The 20,663-nt window shown below is 54.1% G+C and carries 17 protein-coding genes; 4 read left to right on the forward strand and 13 right to left on the reverse strand.

The annotated features are described in order from the left end of the window. Positions 1–235 precede the first annotated feature (235 nt). Positions 236–1,789, forward strand: a complete 1,554-nt coding sequence (locus Poly21_RS13120; RefSeq protein ID WP_146407460.1) for a multicopper oxidase domain-containing protein — start codon at positions 236–238, stop codon at positions 1,787–1,789. A 459-nt stretch (positions 1,790–2,248) separates the two neighbouring features. Here Poly21_RS13120 and Poly21_RS13125 read toward each other — a convergent pair whose 3' ends face one another. Beyond that, entirely contained in the window at positions 2,249–3,508 is a 1,260-nt protein-coding gene (locus Poly21_RS13125; protein WP_367302551.1) for an ISL3 family transposase, read from the reverse strand. A 198-nt stretch (positions 3,509–3,706) separates the two neighbouring features. Next, complete coding sequence (locus tag Poly21_RS13130) at positions 3,707–4,255, reverse strand: hypothetical protein (RefSeq protein ID WP_146407461.1); 549 nt, start codon at positions 4,253–4,255, stop codon at positions 3,707–3,709. Positions 4,256–5,477: 1,222 nt separating this feature from the next. Between Poly21_RS13130 and Poly21_RS13135 the strand changes: the two genes are divergently transcribed. Continuing rightward, the gene (locus Poly21_RS13135) at positions 5,478–5,876 is read left to right on the forward strand and encodes a hypothetical protein (RefSeq protein WP_146407462.1); all 399 of its coding nucleotides are present in this window, start codon (positions 5,478–5,480) and stop codon (positions 5,874–5,876) included. Here the strand turns inward: Poly21_RS13135 and Poly21_RS28490 are convergent. The 7 genes from Poly21_RS28490 to Poly21_RS13170 all read right to left on the reverse strand — a co-directional run bounded on the left by Poly21_RS28490 (position 5,859) and on the right by Poly21_RS13170 (position 13,599). Beyond that, entirely contained in the window at positions 5,859–6,179 is a 321-nt protein-coding gene (locus Poly21_RS28490) for a hypothetical protein (protein ID WP_436967497.1), read from the reverse strand. The genes Poly21_RS13135 and Poly21_RS28490 overlap by 18 nt on opposite strands. A gap of 317 nt (positions 6,180–6,496) precedes the next feature. Continuing rightward, on the reverse strand, positions 6,497–7,405 hold the full coding sequence (locus Poly21_RS13145) for a DUF1559 domain-containing protein (protein ID WP_146407464.1): 909 nt from the start codon (positions 7,403–7,405) through the stop codon (positions 6,497–6,499). Positions 7,406–7,412: 7 nt separating this feature from the next. Continuing rightward, positions 7,413–9,155, reverse strand: a complete 1,743-nt coding sequence (locus Poly21_RS13150) for a glycosyltransferase family 39 protein (protein ID WP_302119766.1) — start codon at positions 9,153–9,155, stop codon at positions 7,413–7,415. A 70-nt stretch (positions 9,156–9,225) separates the two neighbouring features. Further along, entirely contained in the window at positions 9,226–9,525 is a 300-nt protein-coding gene (locus Poly21_RS13155) for a hypothetical protein (protein WP_146407466.1), read from the reverse strand. Next, complete coding sequence (locus Poly21_RS13160) at positions 9,525–10,520, reverse strand: hypothetical protein (protein WP_302118830.1); 996 nt, start codon at positions 10,518–10,520, stop codon at positions 9,525–9,527. The genes Poly21_RS13155 and Poly21_RS13160 overlap by 1 nt, the downstream gene beginning before the upstream one ends. A gap of 710 nt (positions 10,521–11,230) precedes the next feature. Then, complete coding sequence (locus tag Poly21_RS13165) at positions 11,231–12,394, reverse strand: dipeptide epimerase (protein WP_146407467.1); 1,164 nt, start codon at positions 12,392–12,394, stop codon at positions 11,231–11,233. After that, entirely contained in the window at positions 12,367–13,599 is a 1,233-nt protein-coding gene (locus tag Poly21_RS13170; RefSeq protein WP_146408663.1) for a C40 family peptidase, read from the reverse strand. The genes Poly21_RS13165 and Poly21_RS13170 overlap by 28 nt, the downstream gene beginning before the upstream one ends. A 292-nt stretch (positions 13,600–13,891) precedes the next feature. Between Poly21_RS13170 and Poly21_RS27510 the strand changes: the two genes are divergently transcribed. Both Poly21_RS27510 and Poly21_RS13175 read left to right on the forward strand, forming a co-directional pair. Next, positions 13,892–14,029, forward strand: a complete 138-nt coding sequence (locus Poly21_RS27510) for a hypothetical protein (protein ID WP_302118832.1) — start codon at positions 13,892–13,894, stop codon at positions 14,027–14,029. Positions 14,030–14,428: 399 nt separating this feature from the next. Further along, positions 14,429–14,710, forward strand: a complete 282-nt coding sequence (locus Poly21_RS13175; RefSeq protein ID WP_146407468.1) for a peptidylprolyl isomerase — start codon at positions 14,429–14,431, stop codon at positions 14,708–14,710. A gap of 641 nt (positions 14,711–15,351) precedes the next feature. Here the strand turns inward: Poly21_RS13175 and Poly21_RS13180 are convergent. From Poly21_RS13180 to Poly21_RS13195, 4 genes are all read right to left on the reverse strand, one after another. Further along, positions 15,352–16,743, reverse strand: coding sequence for a sulfatase family protein (locus Poly21_RS13180; RefSeq protein WP_436967512.1), 1,392 nt, complete (start codon positions 16,741–16,743; stop codon positions 15,352–15,354). 111 nt (positions 16,744–16,854) lie between these two features. Then, a complete protein-coding gene (locus tag Poly21_RS13185; RefSeq protein ID WP_302118833.1) occupies positions 16,855–17,559 on the reverse strand; it encodes a 3-keto-disaccharide hydrolase in 705 nt (234 codons plus the stop codon). A 181-nt stretch (positions 17,560–17,740) separates the two neighbouring features. Further along, a complete protein-coding gene (locus Poly21_RS13190) occupies positions 17,741–18,703 on the reverse strand; it encodes a serine/threonine-protein phosphatase CPPED1 (RefSeq protein ID WP_146407471.1) in 963 nt (320 codons plus the stop codon). Between the two features lie 201 nt (positions 18,704–18,904). Next, a complete protein-coding gene (locus Poly21_RS13195) occupies positions 18,905–20,533 on the reverse strand; it encodes a DUF7133 domain-containing protein (RefSeq protein ID WP_436967498.1) in 1,629 nt (542 codons plus the stop codon). Between the last annotated feature and the right edge of the window lie 130 nt (positions 20,534–20,663).

Below are 20,663 nucleotides of genomic sequence, written 5' to 3' on the forward strand. Positions count from 1 at the left end.
GAAGTCCAAGGTTTGACAAGTGGTGTTGGGTTGTTTTTTGTCTTACTTCTTTTTTTTTCCGCTGGTGGAGGTGAGGTGCCGTTCGCCGGAGGCTTTTTTCGGTCGCTCGCCAGAGCATGGGTTCTGCGGACATCGCTTGAGCATTTCTTTCGCGGCCAGCGACCGCCGCCGCTGCTACCAATCGGCTAGAATCGAACCTAACTCAAGCAGTTTGGCTCGACGTACGCGCTAAACCGTGAACAGTTACCGAATCTTAAATCCAAATCCAGGAGCGCCGGCTGATTCGCCTGATCGACGTCGTAATGAACTGCTTCCTCGCGTTTGGTCGCTTCTTGAGTTCAAGAACTACGAACTGGAGGAGTATGACACCGCCTTCGGTCCGAACGCTTGGAGGATCGGGAAGAGCCTTTCTGGGTGGCGGACAACCATCAACGGCCAATTTGAACCAATTATTCAGGTCAACTCGGGCAAGCTCCAGCGGTTTCGGTTCATACACGCTGGCGTACGCGATCCGATCAATGTGCAATTTACAATGATTCCAGATAATGCGATTGATTCAAGTGACCCGACAGATGCAAAGTACGATGTCGAGGCGGTCAACGACGAAGGAATGCGAGAGTTTGCCCGCGACGGAATCCCATTGGACTCAATGCGTCAAACAGATTCCATCAGCCTCTTCCCAGGATATCGCAGCGATGCACTAGTGCGATTCTCCAACACATCCAACAAGCCCCAGTATCACATCATGTGGAACGGGCCCACCGATACCAGCCTTGACCCACAAAATCCGTTTGCCGTGAAAGGCCCCGAAGTTCTGGGGATCGTAAAAGTCATGCCCGGCTCGCCGTTGGAGATTGAGCCATGGCCGAGCATGCACGATTTCGCCAGGGTCCGCAAGCCAACTCCAATCGACCCGAGAGATGTCGTTGGTCTGCAAACCATTCACGTCGGTGCGGGAGGGTTTGCAATCAACAACATGCGATATGATCCGACGGCCGAGCCGAAAAAGTTGCAACTGGGCCGTACTGATCAATGGGAATTGTCGTCACGCGGCTTTGGCAGCCATCCGTTTCATATTCACGTGAACCCATTTTATGTCGTATCCAAAACAACTCGAATGACAAACGATGAGGAAATCGTCACGCCCGTCGGCGAATGGAAAGACACGCTCTTTGTACTCGCAGCCGATGGACGGGTTGGGGAAAAGTTGGTGACGTATAATACGCTGACGAACTACAAACGGTATATTGGAGAATTCGTGCTACATTGCCATATCCTGGATCACGAAGACCAGGGAATGATGATGAAAGTTGCCGTAGAAAACTCGGCTTACGCACTGGGAACAAGGCTAGCAGAGCCGTATGTTGCTCCCGACTGGTCGCTACCCAATGTGGCGGGTGATCAAACGTCCATTGAAGATTTGGCGGGTGAACAGGCTACTGTGATTGTTTTCTTGCAAGCACAGTCGTGTTCCGCTTGCAACGAGCAGATGCAAATGTTCAAGAACCGTGCAGCTGACTTTGCCGGTAAGAAAGCGAACATTGTGTTCGTCGCTCCCCAGATGAAGGAAGCGTCATTCCCAGAGACCGGATTTCCTTTGCCCGTGGTCTTTGATCACGAGTTAAGTGTTTTCGAGCAGTATAAGGCCTACGTGCCCGTGCACCAATCGGTGCTGCACGGTGCGTTCATCCTGGACGCAGAGCACCGAGTTCGTTGGCGTGAAATCAGTGACAAACCAATGTTCGATGTTGAACTACTTCTTCATGAAATCGACGCATTGCGAGACTGAACCAAGCGTCTGCTTGAAATCCAAGAACCACGAGCAACCTGACCTTCCTTATGGCGACTGAAATGAATCGAAGCGATTTCCTGAAGACGATTGTTGGCGGAGCTTTGGCCAGTGGGTATTGCGCGAGTCCAGTTGTTGGCGAAGACTCATCGTGCTGTTCTACAGACGTGAGTCTCATCCGTACGTTTGGTCTCCCCGTTCCGCTTTACGCTAAAAATAGCGTTCGGCGACAGGATGCTTCTCATGCCGCCCGGAAGCCCTGTCAGGACAGGTATGTTTACGAAATGTATTCCATGCTGAGGGGACATGAGCAGAACTACTTGTACGTGAATCATCTTGAATTCACGATTCCCATCTTCGCTGCGAGTACGATCATGCGATACACCGAACTCGAAGTTCGTACGTATTACGATGAGTCATGGAGTTCGTCGACACTGAGGAACCAGCAAGAAAAACGGCTCATCCGACTAAAGCGTACTTTTTCAGATGGAGCGAATAAGGCAGTAGTTCGAAGTATTCGCGATCACGAATGCCGTAGGATTGTCGTTGGAGCGTCTTGATTTTGTTATTGGTGCCCTCCATCGGTCCAGAAGAAATCCGGTGTTTGAAATAACTCAACAGCCCTTCCTCAAGCCGCGTCAGGGTTTTGGCCATCGTCTTCAATGGTGAAAGTCCCGTCGCGGTGGCTCGCCTGCACCATGACCGCAAGAACAACTGCGCAGGCCATCGAAAGGTGTGCCCCCAAAACAATCGCAACTCCTCTTTGAGATAGTATCCCGTGGCCAGCGGTTCATTGAGCTTCAGCGCCGCTGCCAAGTGAGCCACTTCGTCCCGATCCTCGCTCAGATTCTCGGGGTTCTTCAGCAGCAACCAGCCGCTCCCCTTGAGCACCAATTTCTCGTCGGCCGTCGCCTCTTGGTACAGTTGTCGACGCAGCGTGGTCAGCTTCTCGTTCATCAACTTCACCACATGAAAGCGGTCAAAGACGATGTCGGCCTTGGGGAGGTTCCCGCGCACCGCCGAGATGTAGGCCGAGGACATGTCCATTGCCACCGCTTCGATTCGATGCCGCCGACGCCCCAAGCGTTTCCAAAAGGGAACCAGCGATTCAGCCGATTTCCCGTCTCCAACGAAGATAATCGCTCCACTATCCAAGTTCATTACCAGTGTCACGTAGCGATGCCCTTTGCCGATGCAGATCTCGTCGATCGCAATCCGCCGAACGTCTTTCAGGGAAGGATTGGCGAATCGTCGCCTGAGATCGTCTTTTTTGATTTCCTTGATCACGTCCCATGTGACACCGAGAAGATCGGCAACGTCTTTGATTGTCATGCTGCGAGTGAGCTGCAATGCGTAGTTGGCCCAGTTCTTGGTGTAGCTNCGACGAGCATCGGCAAAGCCGACCTTGATCTGACGAACGACCCCGCAATCGCGGCACTGCAGACGTGGCAAAGTGNCGACAATGACGGTCTGCTTCAATCCGATCGGNGANCACCTGAATTCNCGTTGCGTGACGCCTCGTTTGATCACGTTGCTGCTNTGGCACGAGGAACANCAGATCGACTTCTCATTTGGATGNACATGGAACCGTNTNACGCCTCCGGTGGGCTCGATTCGAGTCTGCCGGTAGCCACGAATGCCGAAAGAGTGATACAACAAGGAGGTGGACATGTACGTTCCTGCAAAGAAGATGTGAGAATTCTCTTTGAAGGATGGCATGTCCACACTTTTTTATCCATCCGTCGTAACTTCCGCGACTTCAAACCCGGCGCACGCTTTAGTCGGATGAGCCTGCCTTTTCTTGTTTGCCGAAACGCAGGCATTCGTTTCGGCACGACACATACAGTTGCCCGCACAAAGCTTCGCAACGCACAATTCAGGCTAGAACACTCGTCGGCTGATAGCGCAATTCGGTGCCTAGTTCCGATTCGAAAACGGTACGGTGTTTAACATTTGTTGTTGCTGAAGAATACCGCCGCCAAAGATTCCATTAAATTGTGTCGGCGGGCCAAAATTGATTCTTGGTGTTGCTTGCCGAAACATTTGGTCGCTCGCACTTGGCGCAATCGATGGTGGAGTGTGTTCGTTAATACCATCTCTCAAATGCATTTTGTACTCATTAAGCATTGCTCCGCTTCTCAGTGAAGATTCTGGGATCGGTTCGATCTGAAGGTCTGGGAAAACCGCGTGCAGGCTTGGCAATAGTGACTCGATAGTTTTGAAATCCGGCGCGTTTTCTACAGCGCTTTTGACTAGATCCTGGGATGCGTGAAACTTGGCCGAGGCTGACAGACGCAGGTCATTCTCAATTGTCTGCGAACTATCGTCTGCGGAAACGACGGCGTGTACTTCTTGCACGTGAGTTCCTTTCGTTGCGAATTCACCCGCTTCGTTTAGATAGTATGTGACGTCTTTAAAACCAGGACCGGATGCAGGCTGACCAGCGGCATAATCGATGATTGTCATCACCAACTTCGAGAATTCTTGCCGCTGGCAGGGATCAACCCATATATATGTCCCACAGTTTTTGGCGTAACTATCACAGCACGTCTTTGGAACATCTCGCCAGCAGTCCGATTTGCATACCCAACCGCACGTGACACCGCAGGGATCGTAGCACGACGCCGGATCGCCGGTCCAAGCGGCGAGGTAGTTACAGCACTTGCTACACTCGTCGGGAGGATGACCCACGGCCCGCTGATACGCACATTGCATCAGCTTCAATCGGGCTGGGCTCGTTACCGGAACGAGTGTGAAGTTTTGATCGACGGCACGAGAGCCGCCAGCAGAAACGTTAGCCCAGAATCGTCCAACGAAACCACCATCAGAAACTGCGATCCGCCCCTCGTCCTTTACCCCGTTCGTTGCCTGCGAGGCCACCGCAAATGACGGAGTCACGTAAGGATTGTTCACAAACTTCGCCAGATTATCCAGCACCTGTTGCTCGTAGATTTCGGATACCGTATTCACTTGGCGAATCGAATTTCGCTGCAGTTGCATGTGAGTACATCCGCTGCTTGACGCGACGCAAATACACGCAGCAGCAAAATAATATGCAATTTGCATTTTCGAGTTCCATCTCTTGGAGTCACGGAATGTGCATCTTTGCTCATTCATTGTTGTCTGGGGTTCCAAACTGGCATTTAGATTCACTAGCAATATCGAGAAGGAGTGAGGCAATACTTGCGAGGTAGTTGTATCCCCTCGGCGGTGCTGGTGTGAGCCGGTACGTTTGGTTTGGTTACAGGAGATATGTCAATTGGTTTGAACACTTTGTATTTGACTGGGGACAAAGTCCTTCGCCGAAGGAACTTGCCGTTCGAGCCGGTACGGCTGGATCGCCGAGGCCGACGATCTCGATCAACTCTCCAACCCGTGTAGTCGAGCGGAGCCGATTCGTGTTCTCGGTCAGAAGCGTCAACGATAGTCTTGAGATCCAGAACCCGACCGCCGAACTCAGGCCGCTAGCAGAACGCAAAGCCGGCACGATGCTCTCCCAAATGGGCTTGCAGGGCGGTGACCGAAAATCAAATAGTTACGATGACCGTGTGAAACTGAGCGACGTGGGAGTCACCCAAAAACCAGTCCAAACGTTGGCAGCGAGCAGCCACCATCTCCGATCGTACCTATTCAGCCGCCTGAAATTGGGATTGGCTAAATCTGGGATTTTCGTTCTGTTTTGCAGATCATGGACGGAACCGGAGTCACTATCGTTCTCGATCGTCCGATCGACGTCACCTTGCTCGACAAGGTGATGAACAACCAGCTTAGCGAATGCGATGCGCTCGCGCTGGAACGTTTAGAACCAGAGATCATCGCGTTCACGATGCTGGCGCTCCAGCAGCGAATCGCCGGGACAACCCAGTCCACCGGACCCAACACGCCTCCATCGACGATCCCACCCTTTTCGAAGCCGGCAGCGAAGCCGTCCAAGGGCAAGGAAAAACGTGGCGGGCAAGCTGGCCACACGGGACGAACACGCCCGCCGTTGCCCGATCCCGATCGCACTCGCGAGCACCAGCACGACCGCTGCCCAGACTGCGACGGCGTAACCGTACACCGGAGCCAGTCAGTGGGGTGGGGTTGACTTCTTAGGGAGTCGGCGGCGGGCACGGCGGGTTCGTTTGCGGTCGGCGGCGTGGCGACGCTCCTCCGCGCGGTACTCGCGAATCGCTTCGGGGTGATCCGCTTTCCAGGCGTGCGGTGCCATCGATGACCAGTCCGTCTCCCCGGCAAGCGCTCGACGCAACACGTCATCCAAGTACGCACGTACGTCCAAGTCGTTGCGGATGGCAGATCCGATAATCGTAAGCAAGTTCGCCGCTCGTTCGCCCGCTGACAGCGATCCTTTGAATAGCCAGTTCTTGCGACCTGTCGCTACGCGCTTCATCAACTGTTCGCAGTCATTGTTGTCGATCGGGATCCCGCTGTGTGCCGACCTCATGCAACAACTGCAGCACTTTGAGGTACTTCAGTCCTTGGACATCTTTGGCAGCGGGCTTCGGCTTGGATCTTCGGGCCATTACGTGTGCAGGTACAGCGACACAAGTCAAATTGGCAGTGGGATGGAAGTCTATTGCACGGCGCAAATTTCGTGCCAATCGCCGCTGCCCACCACTTCTGCTAAGTACCTAAACGCCGTGCCGAACAGTATTGGCTCTGTCCCTATCTATCAAGGTTTCTCCTAGTCCGTCGTCCTGTCGTAATTCAGCGCGCACCGTCTTTGGGGGCGATCAGGCTACGAAATAGCTCGCCATCCACGCTGGATGTGAGGAATACCGTCGATCCATCTAGTCTAGAAAACAGGGCGCCACCCGGATGGGCGGATCCCCAGTTGTCTTGATAACGTGCGCCGGGGCCATCTCGCTCGATCAACAAACCGCTGCGAACGGTCCCGTTGCTGCCGCCACTGAAGATCGGTTCGTCGTAGTACCAACTTGTTTCTGTTTGAATGATTGGGTCAAACGCCTTCTCCCCCGTCCCTAAGGTATTGCTGAGTCCGTCCACGATCGCACTGAGCGGCTGCGCGTCAGGGAAGTTCAGCATGACCCGGCGGTTGCCGGCGTAGTCCGTTTTGGCCCATGCTCGATCGCCCGCAGAGTACCGGCCGTACGAATCATCCCGTGGAACCAATGGATTTGCTCGGGTACGGCTGGGGCAACGAAAGAGCGGCCCGGCGGATTCGACCCGGACGGACTGATACGCTTCGGTTTGTTCCAACGATGGCAAAATTGCGTAGGCCCAACTGCCCGTTTGTTGCGGCGGCGCGGCTCCGGGTAGGCCGACTCCCCACCAAAATTGTCGATCAGCGGCCAACGTATAAGTGCCAATTCGGACTTGATCGCCAGAGGCCGACCTCACCGTGGACGTGCCATCGTTGCCGCCATTGCTGGGTAAATACCCGTGCTTGGAGGCGTGCATTTGAATGCCCAACGCCAATTGTCGTTGTTGGTTCATGCATTGGGTGCCTCGAGCTGACTCACGTGCATTCTGGACGGCACCGGTGAGCAACGACGCCAGCAGCGCCATGATGGCAAATACGATCAGCAGTTCAATCAAGGTCATGCCGTAGCGAAGCGGCCTGATACTACCCGATTTCGAATGAGATTGGTTCATGGGAGTCCTATCGGATGGGTGGCACTGCTGCGTTGTCGACTCGGAAAAGAAGGTGGCTTGCGCCGATCGGTTCGATGGGCTCGGTTGGAAGTGAGTGCAGAAGGCTGGGATTGCGAGAGAGGTCTGACTTGCTGACGATCAACCACTTTTGGTTGGGATCATTGTACCGGCCCAGCATTGCAAATTCTGGATAGGCCTCTCGGATCCCCATTCCGAGCCCGGTACTGGAGATCAATTTGAGTGGACGATGTTGCGGATGGGTCGCGATCCAATGCGCGACCAAATCATTGTCTTGGCCCCAGTCGGTGGCGTCGTTGAAAAGATGAAAATGGCCATTTTCAGTACCACCCGAAACGGTATTGAAGGCGCCTAGCCAATGGGGTGCGATGCCAATGGATGCAATCAACGTGGCCAGAAGTCCCACGAGGATGCCAGCATTGACGATCCGGCCTGGCTTTGACTCGTAATGACGTGCCAGCGGCGCGACGATCAACAGGAACAGGAAGGGATACAATGGAAGAATGTATCGGTGTTGCTGTGCAAAACCACTCTTGTAGGCGGTGATCTCAATCATTGCGGCGGCGACACAGCCGATAAGAACTTGATCCAAGGAAATGGACCAACGATGGTCACGATCGAAGATGCGACCGATCAGGTAGAGCAGGCTGGCGGCTATCGCAAAGAGCGTTCCCGTTGGCAGTTTTACTAACATGGAATACAGATAGAACCACCACCATCCGTGTGTCGTGTTCATCCCTGCGGCGTAGCTGATGATCCCTTCACGAAAGTCACTCTGTTGACGGTCCATGCCGTTGAGATACTGTTCGGGAACTGGACAGGGAATTCCACCGAACCAAGCGTTCTCGAATCGGGACGCGATTTCATCATTCGTTTGGCCATACAGGGCATCTTCGGAGAATTTCAATTCTCCAAGCGGCTTTCCCACACCATCGAAGCCATAGGGCAATGCGATCACCAGCAAGGTGATTGCCAGCGCCAGTGTCGCTTGGCCGATGATGCGCGGCTGCCTGGTGCTGCAATATCTCCAAATCACGAAGGCGAGATAGATCGGGCAAAGTAACAGTGCTGTGAATTTACAAGACAGTGCCAGCCCGAGTGTTGCACCGCCCAAAGCTGCATCTTGCCAATGAAGCGACCTGACCCAACGGCCAAAGCATAGGCTGCTAACCAGCATCGCTGCCGTCACCGCAATGTCATTGGTGATCAGTGATCCATGCGCCAAGACTTGTGGCTGGAATGCCCAAAAGCCGGCCGCAACCAATCCGATCGCCGACCCGTACGGGCTCAGCTTGCGCGCACTCGGATTGTGCTGTGTTACCCCGTACAACGTTTGGCCCCATCGAAAAACCGCCACCGTTGCCGCGACCGCGAACAGGCTGACAAGAAGTCGTCCCCAAAATAGCTGCTGTTGAAACCGCTTGGGAGCAGTGGCATAGAGCTCACGTCCGAACGGGAACTCGCTCCGCACTGAAACCCGGCTCAGGGCGCCCGACCTCAGGGTATCAATCATGTCAAAGGAGGGCGTGAAATCTGCCAGTTCGTCCCAATTCAAATAGGCAGGGAGAGTTCCAAGAGCACGAACCAGGGGAGGGTTGACGTTGAACGAGTGCAAGTCTCCGTGATGCCAGTATCGGATTCCAGCATAAAAATGGCCGTATTCATCACTGACGGGCGATGAACGATAGGCATGCCATCCCAGCAAGGCGGACTGCATCGCTATCATAACCATCAAGATGACCAAGTGGTTGCGGTTGGCGAACTGGATCGTAGTGAACCAAGACGTCCTCCAGAGCAGAGCCCTATTCCACAAAATCCGCCCCTACCTTCAAGGATGCGGTAACCGTTTCTGCTCCCAACGCGATACGCCACGCTGCCTGCAAGTTCTCCGCACATCGCTGGGCAGCTTCCAAGCCGCAGAAGCCGTCCTCCTCAGACGGGTTGTTGCGGGATGGTTCTTCGTTCACACTTGAGTTGTGGTTTTGATCTCGCTCGCGTTGCGGGTTATCGTTCTGTGCGTTGTCGGTCGAAGCCCACGTAGTGTAGCAAGCCAAACACAGACCGATAAAAAAGGTAGAGACGGCTTTTCCGAAAACGGTCATTAGACTGGCTCCGATCGTGGCCAAAAGCGGTACACCGCCATTGCAATAATGAGACCGATCAAGCCAAGGTTGAGATAGAAGAACCAAGACGACTTCGGCTGCGGTGCATTGGCACGAGCATTGGCCAAAGCGTGTTGCTGAATCGATGCCAGTTGCGCATCGGAGTAAGGAACATGAGTTCGTTTCCTGTCTCTCTCACGCATCCACTCGGTGCCAGCGGGCCAGGGTGGGATCCATTCAAAATTGTGGACGTCGATCTCGCGAATGTCGAGCATTTCGATCGAGCAGATGTATCCGAATGTTCCATCCGGTGTGAGAGATTGATAGGTTGCCTTCTTGGGGTAACGAAAACCGTCAAAGACCATCAGTTCTGAAATATCAATTTGCAATGGACCATGGGGTGGCCGTGGTTGCTCAAGGGGCAGGTATTCAGGTCCTGATGTGAAGACCGCATAACGTGGATCATCAGGGTCGGTTGTCGACATGCGAATCGCTTTCCGATCTGCTTTGTGTTCGATCCATTCGGTTTGAAGCTTGTCGCCCATTGCGACAAACTCGATGTCATCAGGCGGTTCGCAGCCAATGATTGCGCAGAGATCGTTGACAAGTAGGCAGGCAAGTGGGTCTAGCTGAAAAGCAGGCAAGCCATATCCAACCGACTCGTTGCCAAACGAAGTCACCCTCTTTCTGCCTTCGAAGTTGTACAGAAGCTTGCGGACGAAACTATGACTGATGCGTCCATTGGTTCCCTCGAAATAGGTGAGCAAAGGATCGTCATCGATATGGGGTTCCCCCGGGTTCTCCTGGTAATGCATCAGACGAACGGGAATGTACGAACGATGCGGGCTCGGCTTGCCAATGGCGAGCGTGCGCACACCATTGGCAGCCGTATTTAAGTGACCCGAGAAAAAGGTTGCTCCACCGCGTTCGGTGCGGCTTTCGGTTTCAATCTTGTAACGAAATTCTTTGCCGTAAAAGTAAGTGCGTGGTACCATCCGGGTTCGACGAAGCTCGTCGGCGCTCAACAAATGATCTTCGGCGCTGGGCGACTGAGCTCCCAAGGGAGCGGCGGCAATGCACAAAAATGCTAACAAAATGAAGCATTGACTTAATCGTACGTTGCCCACATCGGTTGCTGGGCGACCCGATCTGATAACTGCGTTGAAGACCATGATTATTGCAACGTAACAGAGTCGTTGTGATGAAACCCAGGGGAGTGCGATAGATTCTAAAACTCTGAATCAGATCGGCACCCCAATTTAGCGGTCCATCCGGGTTTATCGTGGAAAAATCCAGCATGTTGGATTTTGGAGGCATCGCGGTGGCGTCCGAAATGAGTGATGCCGTCTCAGAAGTAACGCTGACGGCGGACACAGCCGCCGCCATGTGAAGGCATCTTTCGGTTCACCCCGACCGAGATATTCCTCGGCAAGTTGCTTCCCAGCAGAACGCGCTTCCGCTTCTCCCGGCGAAACGATCCTACCACAGCTGCATCAGCCTGACAAAGATTTCGGACGCCACCGACATGCCTTGAAAATCCCGCACACCTGGCTCACCGCTGCGAAACCCACGATAAACCCGGATGGACCAATATAGCGGGGTACAATGTGATCGTGGACGAAACGGCCAAGTATCTTCCCAAGCACCTACGTAAAAAACAGGTTGAGTGAGTCGGTCGGTCGCTGCAGGTTCGAGCCTCCCGGACTCAACCCTTCAGTTTGCGGATGCCGATTCCCGGTAAGTCATTCAGGGTCATCTTGCCATCGACAACCTGTACTCCGGCGAAGACATCGTTGCTGATCAGGAGGTTGCCATCCAGATCGGCCCAATCCACCAGCGGTGACAACTGCGCTGCCGCCGATATCGCGCAGGAGGTTTCCGTCATGCAACCTAGCATAACCTTCATGTCCATTGCTCGGGCCACCGTGATCATCTTGTGGGCCTCACGCAACCCGGTGCTCTTCATCAATTTAATATTGATTCCTGAATACACCCCTTTGAAGGCGGCCACATCGCCAAGTCGCTGAAACGCCTCATCGGCAATGATGGGAAGCGGGCTGTTGGCTGTTAACCAGGCTGAATCGTCCACGGCAGTCTTGGGGAGCGGCTGCTCCACGAACTCAACGCCCTGTTCTGCGAGCCAGTGGATTATGTCCAAGGCTTGGCGTTTATCACTCCATCCCTGATTCACGTCGACATAGATCGGCACATTGGTTACCGAACGCACCGTCTCGATCATCTCCCGGTCATGGCCTCCCCCTAACTTCACTTTCAGTACTTTGAATCGGTCTGCTTCCTTGGTTTTGATCCGCACCATCTCGGGGGTGTCGATTCCGATGGTGAACGAGGTCATCGGTGTATTGTTCGGGTTGATCCCCCAGAGTCGGTAGAGCGGCATGTCTACTAACTTGCCAATGAGATCATGTAGCGCAATATCCACACAGGCTTTTGCTGCACGATTGCCTTCGTCGAGCGAGTCCACATACGAGAGAATATCATCCAGCATAAACGGATCGTTAAACTGCCCGAGATTCACCTTGCTCAGAAATTGAAGCACCGAGTCTTGTGACTCTCCCAGATAGGGAGGCATGGATGCTTCTCCATAACCGGTCTGTCCCTCGTACTCGATCTCGGTAAGCACCACGGGGGTGGTGTTCCGGGAGCTCCCCGCGACGGTAAAGGTGTGTTTCAACTGCAATTGATATGGTCTGAATCTGAGCTTCATTTTCCCGCTTCCAATGTGAGCCGGAGCGACCGGTACAGGCGGCGGTGCGGGGCGTTCCTCTGCGCCACACGGGGTCCAGGGTAAAGCGGTTCCCAGGGAAGCTGCTCCCACGGCTTTTAAAAAATCCCTTCTTTCGTTTCCCATTCTGTGCTACCGATAATTTCATTGTAAAATGCATTCTCCGGGATGGGCCGGAACCCCTCGTAGTCCTCGCCAAGAATCCGGACTGCTCGCACAAAAATGCGTGGATAGCTCGCAATGAAATTTGATTGCGTGCTATCCATGCTGTTGATGCTGACACGCTCCTTGTATCCCGCAGCATGGATATATTCTCCATTTCCAATATACATGGCCACATGGGTTACTCGCTCCGCGTCTTCTCGCGATGCCTTCTTACCGAAGAATAGGAGGTCACCCGGTTCCAGTCCGTCTGGAACAAACTCGGTCGTCAGTTCCCTGCCGATCTGGGTTTGCATGCTTGCATCTCTGGGGAGCTGTATCCCATTCATGAAATAGATATTGCAGATCAGTCCGCTGCAATCGATGTTCTTGGACGAAGTCCCACCCCACAGATAGGGAATTCCGTGAAACTTCAGGGCCGTCTTAACGAGCTTTCCCTGCGAGGCGGTTTGGTGAAAGATTTCATCCATCGGCAGGAGCTCGCTGCTCTTAACCCAACCTAAGCGTCCATCGGGATATTGGATCTGAGTGAATCCAGACTGTTCCGAAACTTTGCAAAGAATGTTCCCGATGACCAGGTCGGTCACCGGCATGGAGTCGACGTCCGGGCTGATGTAGGCCGATCCATACTGCGGCGTGAAGATGACCTTTTCGGCGTCCCGGTAGGCCGCCAGTTCCTCGTGGTTGATGCGGTGCACCTCGCCGTTCTTCGCCCAGCCGAGGTATCCGTCTGGAACCTGGATCAGACTAACTCCTCGCTGCGTTTTCAGAATCCGAACCGGGGCACCCAACAGGGCTTGGGTCACAAGTTCCTTGGTGCTGCCGGGTTCGCGGCGCAATTGGATCACTGAATTATTCACCAGTGCATTGACGAGCGATCCGGTCTCATTCTCTGGAAGGAGTTTCAGCTGGTTATCCACCTCAGGGTACTGTTGCTCTAAGGCTTTCTCGACTGCACGAAAAGCCCTCTTGCTGGATAGATTGCCGAGGACTTTCATCGCCCCCTCATCGGTATGAACGTGAACGTCCCACAACGCGACACGGTCATCCGGTACATACTCTTGATGCAGAGAATCCAGAAGCTTATTGAGGGCAGGGATGCTTCGAGCTGAGGGAGGTGCACAGGAGGATAGCAACACAAATGCCATCAGCGTCATGGACTTGAACATAGAATTCAACGGAAATCTCCCTCTGATAGACTCATGGGCTTTCGAATGATTCGTCGGAGGCCAATTCTACCTGTCAGCATGCCACCATCCGCCTGGCGTCCTACCTGCATCACGACTCATTCGAGAAAAACATGCCAGTCAGGGTGAACTTACAATCGAGATGCGCGCCCCTCCGCGTCGACGACGCAGTATTAGAAATGGAAGTGCGTTTCGGTATCGCACGCAAGCCCGGCAAACGACGCGTCCGATTTCGGTGCGGATCTTTGACCACATGCTAGACGACAGGAAGAAAATGAGACTTTCACGATCTCAGCGAGGAGCGATGGCGACGGCCCAGTTGTCGGCACTGGACGGCGAAAGCGTGACATCGCCGCCGGCTGCGATTCCTTTTTTGGCCCCGTACTCGCCGCTGTTAATGTGGTTCGAGTAATCGATCAGAGGAACTTGCGCCGCCGTCAGATCCAAATTAACTTCCCCGCCGGCGGGGAAGTAGACGGCGTACGATCCGCTCGTATTGGCAGCAACATACGCCGCATTCGGCTCAGATCGCGCGAGTAATTCACCGGCGGGTTCGCTTGACCACAGCGGAGTCCATGCTACCAGCTAGCGGGCGGCTTTGATGCAGGCATCCGCCCGATCATTCAAGCGTAGATGAGAATCGGGACAAAAAAGCGAACGGAGGCGGCGCGGGGAGCACGAAAATGGCTCAATTCCACCCACCTGGGTTTTCGAAACGATCTTTTTCGGCAACGATATCGGACGCCAACGGTCGAAAACTTTTGGCACCGTTGCACCACACTCTCAAATTCCATTTTACAAAGCGAAACCGATGGCCCAAGCAAGCGCTCGACACATTCTCGTTGAAACCGAAGAAGTCTGTACCGATCTGAAAGAGCAGATTGAAGGCGGTAAGGACTTCGGAGCCATTGCGGCAGAGTTCTCAGCGTGCCCGTCGGGCAAATCCGGTGGAGTGTTGGGATCGTTCCGTCCTGGTCAGATGGTCCCCGAGTTTGACAAAGTCGTCTTCAGCGGCGACCTGAATAAGGTGCATGGGCCCGTGAAAACACAGTTTGGTTATCACTTAATTGAAATCACCAGCCGCGAGGACTAACGGTTTACACGAAACGCGGGCGTCCCTTGTGCAGGCGAGTCATGTTAAGCCCTTTCCGTCGGTTTTGCCGAGGGCTTCTCCGGTGTCATGTGGAATCGAGCCATATTGAGCAGCCAAACGTGTGTGAGTTCTCGGGGCTGGTTCGACGCCGGATTTATAAATTTTGAAGGCGTGGAATCTTGAACCTCTGGGTTACTGGCGAACTCAGCGGCGGCGGACAAGAAAGATGTCTCGTCCTTTCAATCTGATGGGTGGTTCAGGCGAAACGTAACAATGAGCTCAATCACAGCAGATCTCTATTTTCGAGATGAATGGCCGTGTTCGATTTGCGCGATAGTTTGCTCGTCTGTTGGCCTTTGGGATACGCACATTCGTGTAAGTGCTTGGATAGAATCCCGAGATCAGCCGGTGGGCGCTAGCCCCGGTTATTGTGTGAAACGTGGAGCGTTGCAATAACCGGGGCTAGCGCCCACCGGCTAATTCAAAACGATACCTTCTGCAGAGGTGCTTGCTGTGCTGCCATCGCATGAACAGCAACGCTCGCCAGAGCGTGGTATGCCACCGGATGACGACGGTAGCTAAGGGAGAGTTCAACACTCGTTGTGCATTCCCGCTGCGAAAGTAACTCGCCCGTCAGGTTGCTAGGGGCGTTTGCGTTGGTCGAGCCGTTCGCCCTCGGGAATGCGAATGGGCAAGTTCAGTCCGCCGCTTTCGGCCAGTTCCGCGAAAAGCTGATTTCGCAACGACTCGATTTGGTCCTGGTACGCGGGCACATCGATTAAATTGTGTCGTTCGATCGGGTCGGTTTGCAAATCATAGAAGCTGTCTTGATCCCAATCGCCGTGGTAGTAGACATATTTAAATCGGTCGGTGCGGATCGCAAGCGTTGTCGGGGTTGCCGGGAAATTCCATTCCCAGTGATATTCGTACAAAATATGGTCGCGCCAGGGTGGCGTTGAGCTGAGACGGGGCTGCCACAATGACTGCATGGAGCGACCATCAAACTTCATTTCTTCGGTCAATGTGATGCCGCACAGATCCAGCACAGTGGGGGCGACGTCGATATTCTGTACCAACTCATCGATCTTCGTCCCGGCCGCAATACGACCAGGCGCCAAAGCCAGCATCGGGACACGAATCGATGTCTCGAACGCATCTCGTTTGTCGTAGAACCCGTGCTCACCAAGGTGGAAGCCGTTGTCTCCCATGTAGATCACGATCGTATTGTCCATGTCCCCCGCCTCTTCCAACGCCGTCAGTACGCGGCCGATGTTCTCGTCGAGTCCATGGACTGTTTCACAGTATTGGTGGAACAGTTGATCAAAGTCTGGCACAGGATCCTTGTCAAACGCTCCCGTTTCCATGTGATCAATGCCGTGGATGCTGTAGCGACGATCGAGTACCCAGCGAGGCTGCGTGCGATAGTTGCGTTCCGTGTTAGCCATCTTTTCAGGATAGTCAATTGCTTCGTCTCGGTAGCGATGTTCATCCCGCGGGCTGGGCTGAAACGGGTAATGGACAGCTTTATAGGATAAATACAGTAGGTACGGATTGTCTTCGGAATGATCTTGCTTCAACCAATCGAGAGCAACATCGGTCAAGATGTCCGTCGTGTACCCATCGAACGTTTGTTGCGTGCCGTTGATGTTGAGAACGGGATTGGTGTACACCCCCTGCCCACGAAAGCTCGCCCAGAAATCGAACCCCGGTCGCGGCGCATCGTCATCGTGTCCCATGTGCCACTTGCCTATGAACGCCGTGGTGTAGCCGGCGTGCTGCAGATGCGACGGAAAGAACTCTGTGCCCGCCGGGATGGGCCGTTGGTTGTCAACGACCCCATGATGGTGCATGTAACGCCCCGTTAATATCGACGCGCGACTGGGCGAACACAACGATGTGCTGACAAATGCGTTGCGGAAATGGGCTCCTGCGTTCGCCATGCGGTCGAAATTCGGTGTCTTCAGAAAATCCGGGCAGGAGTCGACACAGCTCATGAAATCATAACGATGATCGTCACTGAGAATGAAAACAATGTTCGGCCGGGAATCCCCGTGAGCGGGGAGGCACCATGCCCAAGAAACAACTGCAAGCGATAGACAAATAGGCAAACGCATAACAACGCGACTTCTAAAAAAAGGAATCTTCTACTTCTTGGTCAGTGGCAGGACTTTGACGTTTTTATACCAGACTGGATGCCCATGGTCTTGGAACCCGAGATATCCAACTCGTGAGAAATCCTTAATGGCACGACGTTTTCCATTTAGTTTGAATTTGTGATCGCCATCAATCGCACGTTCACCTGGCTGATCAAACTCGTCGGCATTCATTTGGCAGACCAACTCACCGTTCACCTTGACGGAAAACTTTGCGCCCTCGCATCGAATCTCCACATTGTCCCATTGGCCTGAACCCTTGGACGCATTATGGGTGGTTGGCACCAGATCATAGATGGCACCGAAGTCATGGCAACTCGTGCCGTTGCCGGTCGCGATTTGCGTCTCAAAACCTGTGTTCACGGGATCGGCTGGATTCTCAACCCGAAAGAAGATCCCGGAATTACATTGCTCAGGCATCTTGACGTCGCATTTAAAAATAAAGTCGCCGAATTGCTTGTCATGGATGATGATGTAACCGCCCGACTCGTACGGCTGCATCGCATGATCAACAACGTCTGACGCGATTTCCTTTCCGTTATTGCACTTCCAGCCCGTGTAGTCAGTGCCGTTAAAAAGGAGCTGCCAGCCAGCGTCTCGCTCTTCGTTGGTGAGTTCATTGTCCGCAGCGATCGATACGCTGCAACAGGCCAGTGTGCAGATCGCCCCAGCAAATAGTGAAAAAATGGTCTTCATGGAAAGGCTCTCTCGATGTGGAAAATAGGAAGCGGATTTTGACGGGTTTTCACAGGCCTCGCAAACGCGAACGAACAACTTGAGTAGCCGGGTTTGCCAGGACATGGACTCCACCGTCTGGCGATGGTAGCTGTCTCAGCGGTCGCGTGTTGGATGGCCTCATCCCGGTGTCGCTGCGAGCTCACGGCAAGTCAACTTTTTCAGGCACATCGTCCATTGGCCAGTATTGGTGTTCGATCTTCATTTCATCAACGATCACGATCCGAAAGCCGGACGGATCGTTGCCCAGCGGTCGCCCCACGGGTCCGGTCGTGATCATTTCCATGTCACCGGCGCGGCCATACGCGTTTCGATGGTAGTGGCCTGCGAGGACGGCTCGGACATTGGCCAGCTTCAGTTGCTCCAACAGCGGCGTGCGACGCTCGAGTGGAATGTTGAAGTACTGATCCGGCTCATCTTCTTGCTCGAGAAACAACGGGTGATGTTGGAACACAAAAATGTGTTGTGCTTTGGCGGCGACGGCAGTTCGCAGTTGCTGATCGAGCCATTCCTGCTGGTTGGCCAGCACTTCGGGAGCGGCAGTCGGATCCTTCAGAACGCTGGAATTGAGGACGATGTTGAAGGTTCCGCCGACCCAAAACGAAAAATAGTCATCGCCAAAATGCTCGCGGTAGCTCGCGATCGAGCCACTGCTCGGCCGATTGCCTACGTCGTGGTTGCCACACACGCAAACGAGCGGAATTTCGGGGGCTATCTTTGAGAAGTCACTGTGGAACTGGTTAACCTGAGCTCGATAGCGAGGGTGGTTAGGAGTGGCATTGGTGAGATCGCCGCAGACGATTACGAATCGAGGGCGAAGCCGGTTGATGTGCTCGACCGTCCGTTGAGCCAACGCGGCTTCCTGCTCGAATCCCTCATTTCCGGTGAACATGCCGTACTGGGTATCGGCGAGCTGCATGAAGAAGTAAGGCCCTCGCCATGTCCGCTCCCGTTCAGGATCAAACCTCTGAAAGCTGCGACTGGACGCCTGCGAGAATCGAGATTTGATTTCCGGAGAAAGTTCGTCGACAGCCTGGAGTTTTGCCGCCGACAGGATCATCGCGATTTGACAGACGATCAGGGTGAGCCAAATTTGCTGTCGCATTTGATTATCAAGGTTGCTGGTTTTGGGGGATCGAGTGAGCACGTTCTCAGCTCGGCGGTTAGGGCGAGCGGTCGATGAGTTTGTACCGAGCAGGTGGGGTGTTCGAGTCTCGGAGAGACTCGTCTACTTACGACTCAAACGCTGCTGTCTGCTGCTCGGCATAAGGAAAAGGAAACAGTGGGGCACTGAGAGGTCCAAATGTTAGTCAGCGGTGGGCTGGGGATCCATTTTCGGGATCGCGTTGAGCGTATAGAACGCGTTGGAATGCAATAGTGGCTGACCGTGGATGCCGCGGACACCGCGGGCGTCGAGTTCGTGTACGAAGTGGGGCCGCAGGCCGCTCGTATAGAGCCGAACGCTCAGGCCATCTGACGCAACGATGGCTCGATCGATCGTCAGGGGCTTTTTTTGAATCTCATCACTACCGTAGGCTTTGTGATAGAGATAGGTGTAACTGTTCATCGCGTATGAGTTGGGATCGCTGGCGGTACTTAGCTCGACGGGGGTCGTGAACTGAAGTTCAAAACCGTCCGGCTTGGCGCGCATCTCGAGAATCTCGAACGGGGTCACTCCGGTCCAAACCAATCGCTGCAGTCCGTACGAAGCCGTCCCCAAACTGCTCCATCCCCGGTTAGTCAATCCGACAAAGAGACTTCCGTCGATGCCTTGCTCCATCCTCAAGACCGCCGAGGCGAAGCCACGGCGGAATGGGAAGCACGCCCCTTGGTATTCCCCATCGACCTTCTCGAGGAAGACGCGATTCATCGCTGCTTGAGTGAACTCGCCGACGAAAAGTTGGTTTGCGAACGGACCAAATTTGCCGCCGCTGTGGTCGAGCACGATGTCAGTGGTCGATTGGCCCGCCTTTTTGTAGGGAAACCAAACCGCTGGCGGTCGCATTGCTGGGAACTGCTTCAAGGCCTCCGGGTAGGGCAGCCCGCCGGGGATGTTTGTTACATCGTGGATCGTCGAACCGGGCTGGCTCATCGACGCCAGCGATTCCGGGTGGTGGAAGAACACGCCTTCACGAAGATGGTGCAGGGCGTTAGTCGCGACCCAGTTACCTTGCTGGTCGGTGTAGAACAAATCTCCCTCGGCGTTGGTACCGATCCCCGAAGGTGAACGCATCCCCGCACAAACTGGGACCAGATTCCCGTCAGGCTCTCGCTTCATGGCCCATCCTCGCCACAGCGATTGCGACACATTCAAGACAGGGTCGGTGACACGCCGGCTTCGCTCGTCGCCCTTAAAACCCATGCCGATATTCAGCGTCAGCCACAAATTGCCATCGCGGTCAGCTTGTGGTCCGTAGGCGTACTCGTGGTAGTTCCCGCTCACGCCCCAACCGGTCGCGAGTGTCTCGTACAGGTCAGCGACTTCGTCACCATCGAGATCGACCATCCGTGTCATCTCAGTTCGCTGCACCGTGACCAACGAATCTTTCCACTTCAAGAGACCGAGTGGTTCATGAAGCGCCGAAGCGAATTGATGGAACGTCACCTTGTCTGGAGATTCGTCGTAGGCGTGGTCAAGGATCCAGACTTCACCCTTGCGAATCGAGACCGCGACGCGGTGGTCATCCAGGATTGCGATGCCGCTGACCTCCAACGCAATCCCATCATCGGCGGGCTTCCAATTCGGGTCACGCGAATCGGTGGCGGTTTGCGGTGTAGCGATGGCAACGATTCGATAATAGTCCGCTTCGCTACCAGAACTGTCAGTGACACCGAAAGCGGGTGCTTCCGCGACTACGGAGTTGAACATCAGGTAAAACGCAGCGAGCGCAATCAACCACCCAAATCGGATCACAGCGTATCGGCCGACCGACATGGCGCTCGAGTCAACGCACTTTCCGGTTCTCAATGGGGCAACCTTGAGTTGGGTCGAATGGCATGAAGGCTTAAGTTGAGATGGCATTTTAAAATTGAACGTTGATGTTTGACACGTTCCGAGTTGCATG

The sequence above is a fragment of the Allorhodopirellula heiligendammensis genome, from assembly GCF_007860105.1.
In the GTDB taxonomy this organism is placed as follows: Bacteria; Planctomycetota; Planctomycetia; order Pirellulales; family Pirellulaceae; genus Rhodopirellula; species Rhodopirellula heiligendammensis.

Coding starts and splice junctions, on each gene's coding strand:
- Poly21_RS13130 (WP_146407461.1), bottom strand. CDS start 4,255: ATGACAATCATCGATTATGCCGCTGGTCAGCCTGCATCCGGTCCTGGT.
- Poly21_RS13135 (WP_146407462.1), top strand. CDS start 5,478: ATGGACGGAACCGGAGTCACTATCGTTCTCGATCGTCCGATCGACGTC.
- Poly21_RS28490 (WP_436967497.1), bottom strand. CDS start 6,179: ATGAAGCGCGTAGCGACAGGTCGCAAGAACTGGCTATTCAAAGGATCG.
- Poly21_RS13145 (WP_146407464.1), bottom strand. CDS start 7,405: ATGAACCAATCTCATTCGAAATCGGGTAGTATCAGGCCGCTTCGCTAC.
- Poly21_RS13150 (WP_302119766.1), bottom strand. CDS start 9,155: ATGGTTATGATAGCGATGCAGTCCGCCTTGCTGGGATGGCATGCCTAT.
- Poly21_RS13155 (WP_146407466.1), bottom strand. CDS start 9,525: ATGACCGTTTTCGGAAAAGCCGTCTCTACCTTTTTTATCGGTCTGTGT.
- Poly21_RS13160 (WP_302118830.1), bottom strand. CDS start 10,520: ATGGTACCACGCACTTACTTTTACGGCAAAGAATTTCGTTACAAGATT.
- Poly21_RS13165 (WP_146407467.1), bottom strand. CDS start 12,394: ATGGGAAACGAAAGAAGGGATTTTTTAAAAGCCGTGGGAGCAGCTTCC.
- Poly21_RS13170 (WP_146408663.1), bottom strand. CDS start 13,599: ATGTTCAAGTCCATGACGCTGATGGCATTTGTGTTGCTATCCTCCTGT.
- Poly21_RS27510 (WP_302118832.1), top strand. CDS start 13,892: ATGAGACTTTCACGATCTCAGCGAGGAGCGATGGCGACGGCCCAGTTG.
- Poly21_RS13175 (WP_146407468.1), top strand. CDS start 14,429: ATGGCCCAAGCAAGCGCTCGACACATTCTCGTTGAAACCGAAGAAGTC.
- Poly21_RS13185 (WP_302118833.1), bottom strand. CDS start 17,559: ATGAAGACCATTTTTTCACTATTTGCTGGGGCGATCTGCACACTGGCC.
- Poly21_RS13190 (WP_146407471.1), bottom strand. CDS start 18,703: ATGCGACAGCAAATTTGGCTCACCCTGATCGTCTGTCAAATCGCGATG.
- Poly21_RS13195 (WP_436967498.1), bottom strand. CDS start 20,533: ATGTCGGTCGGCCGATACGCTGTGATCCGATTTGGGTGGTTGATTGCG.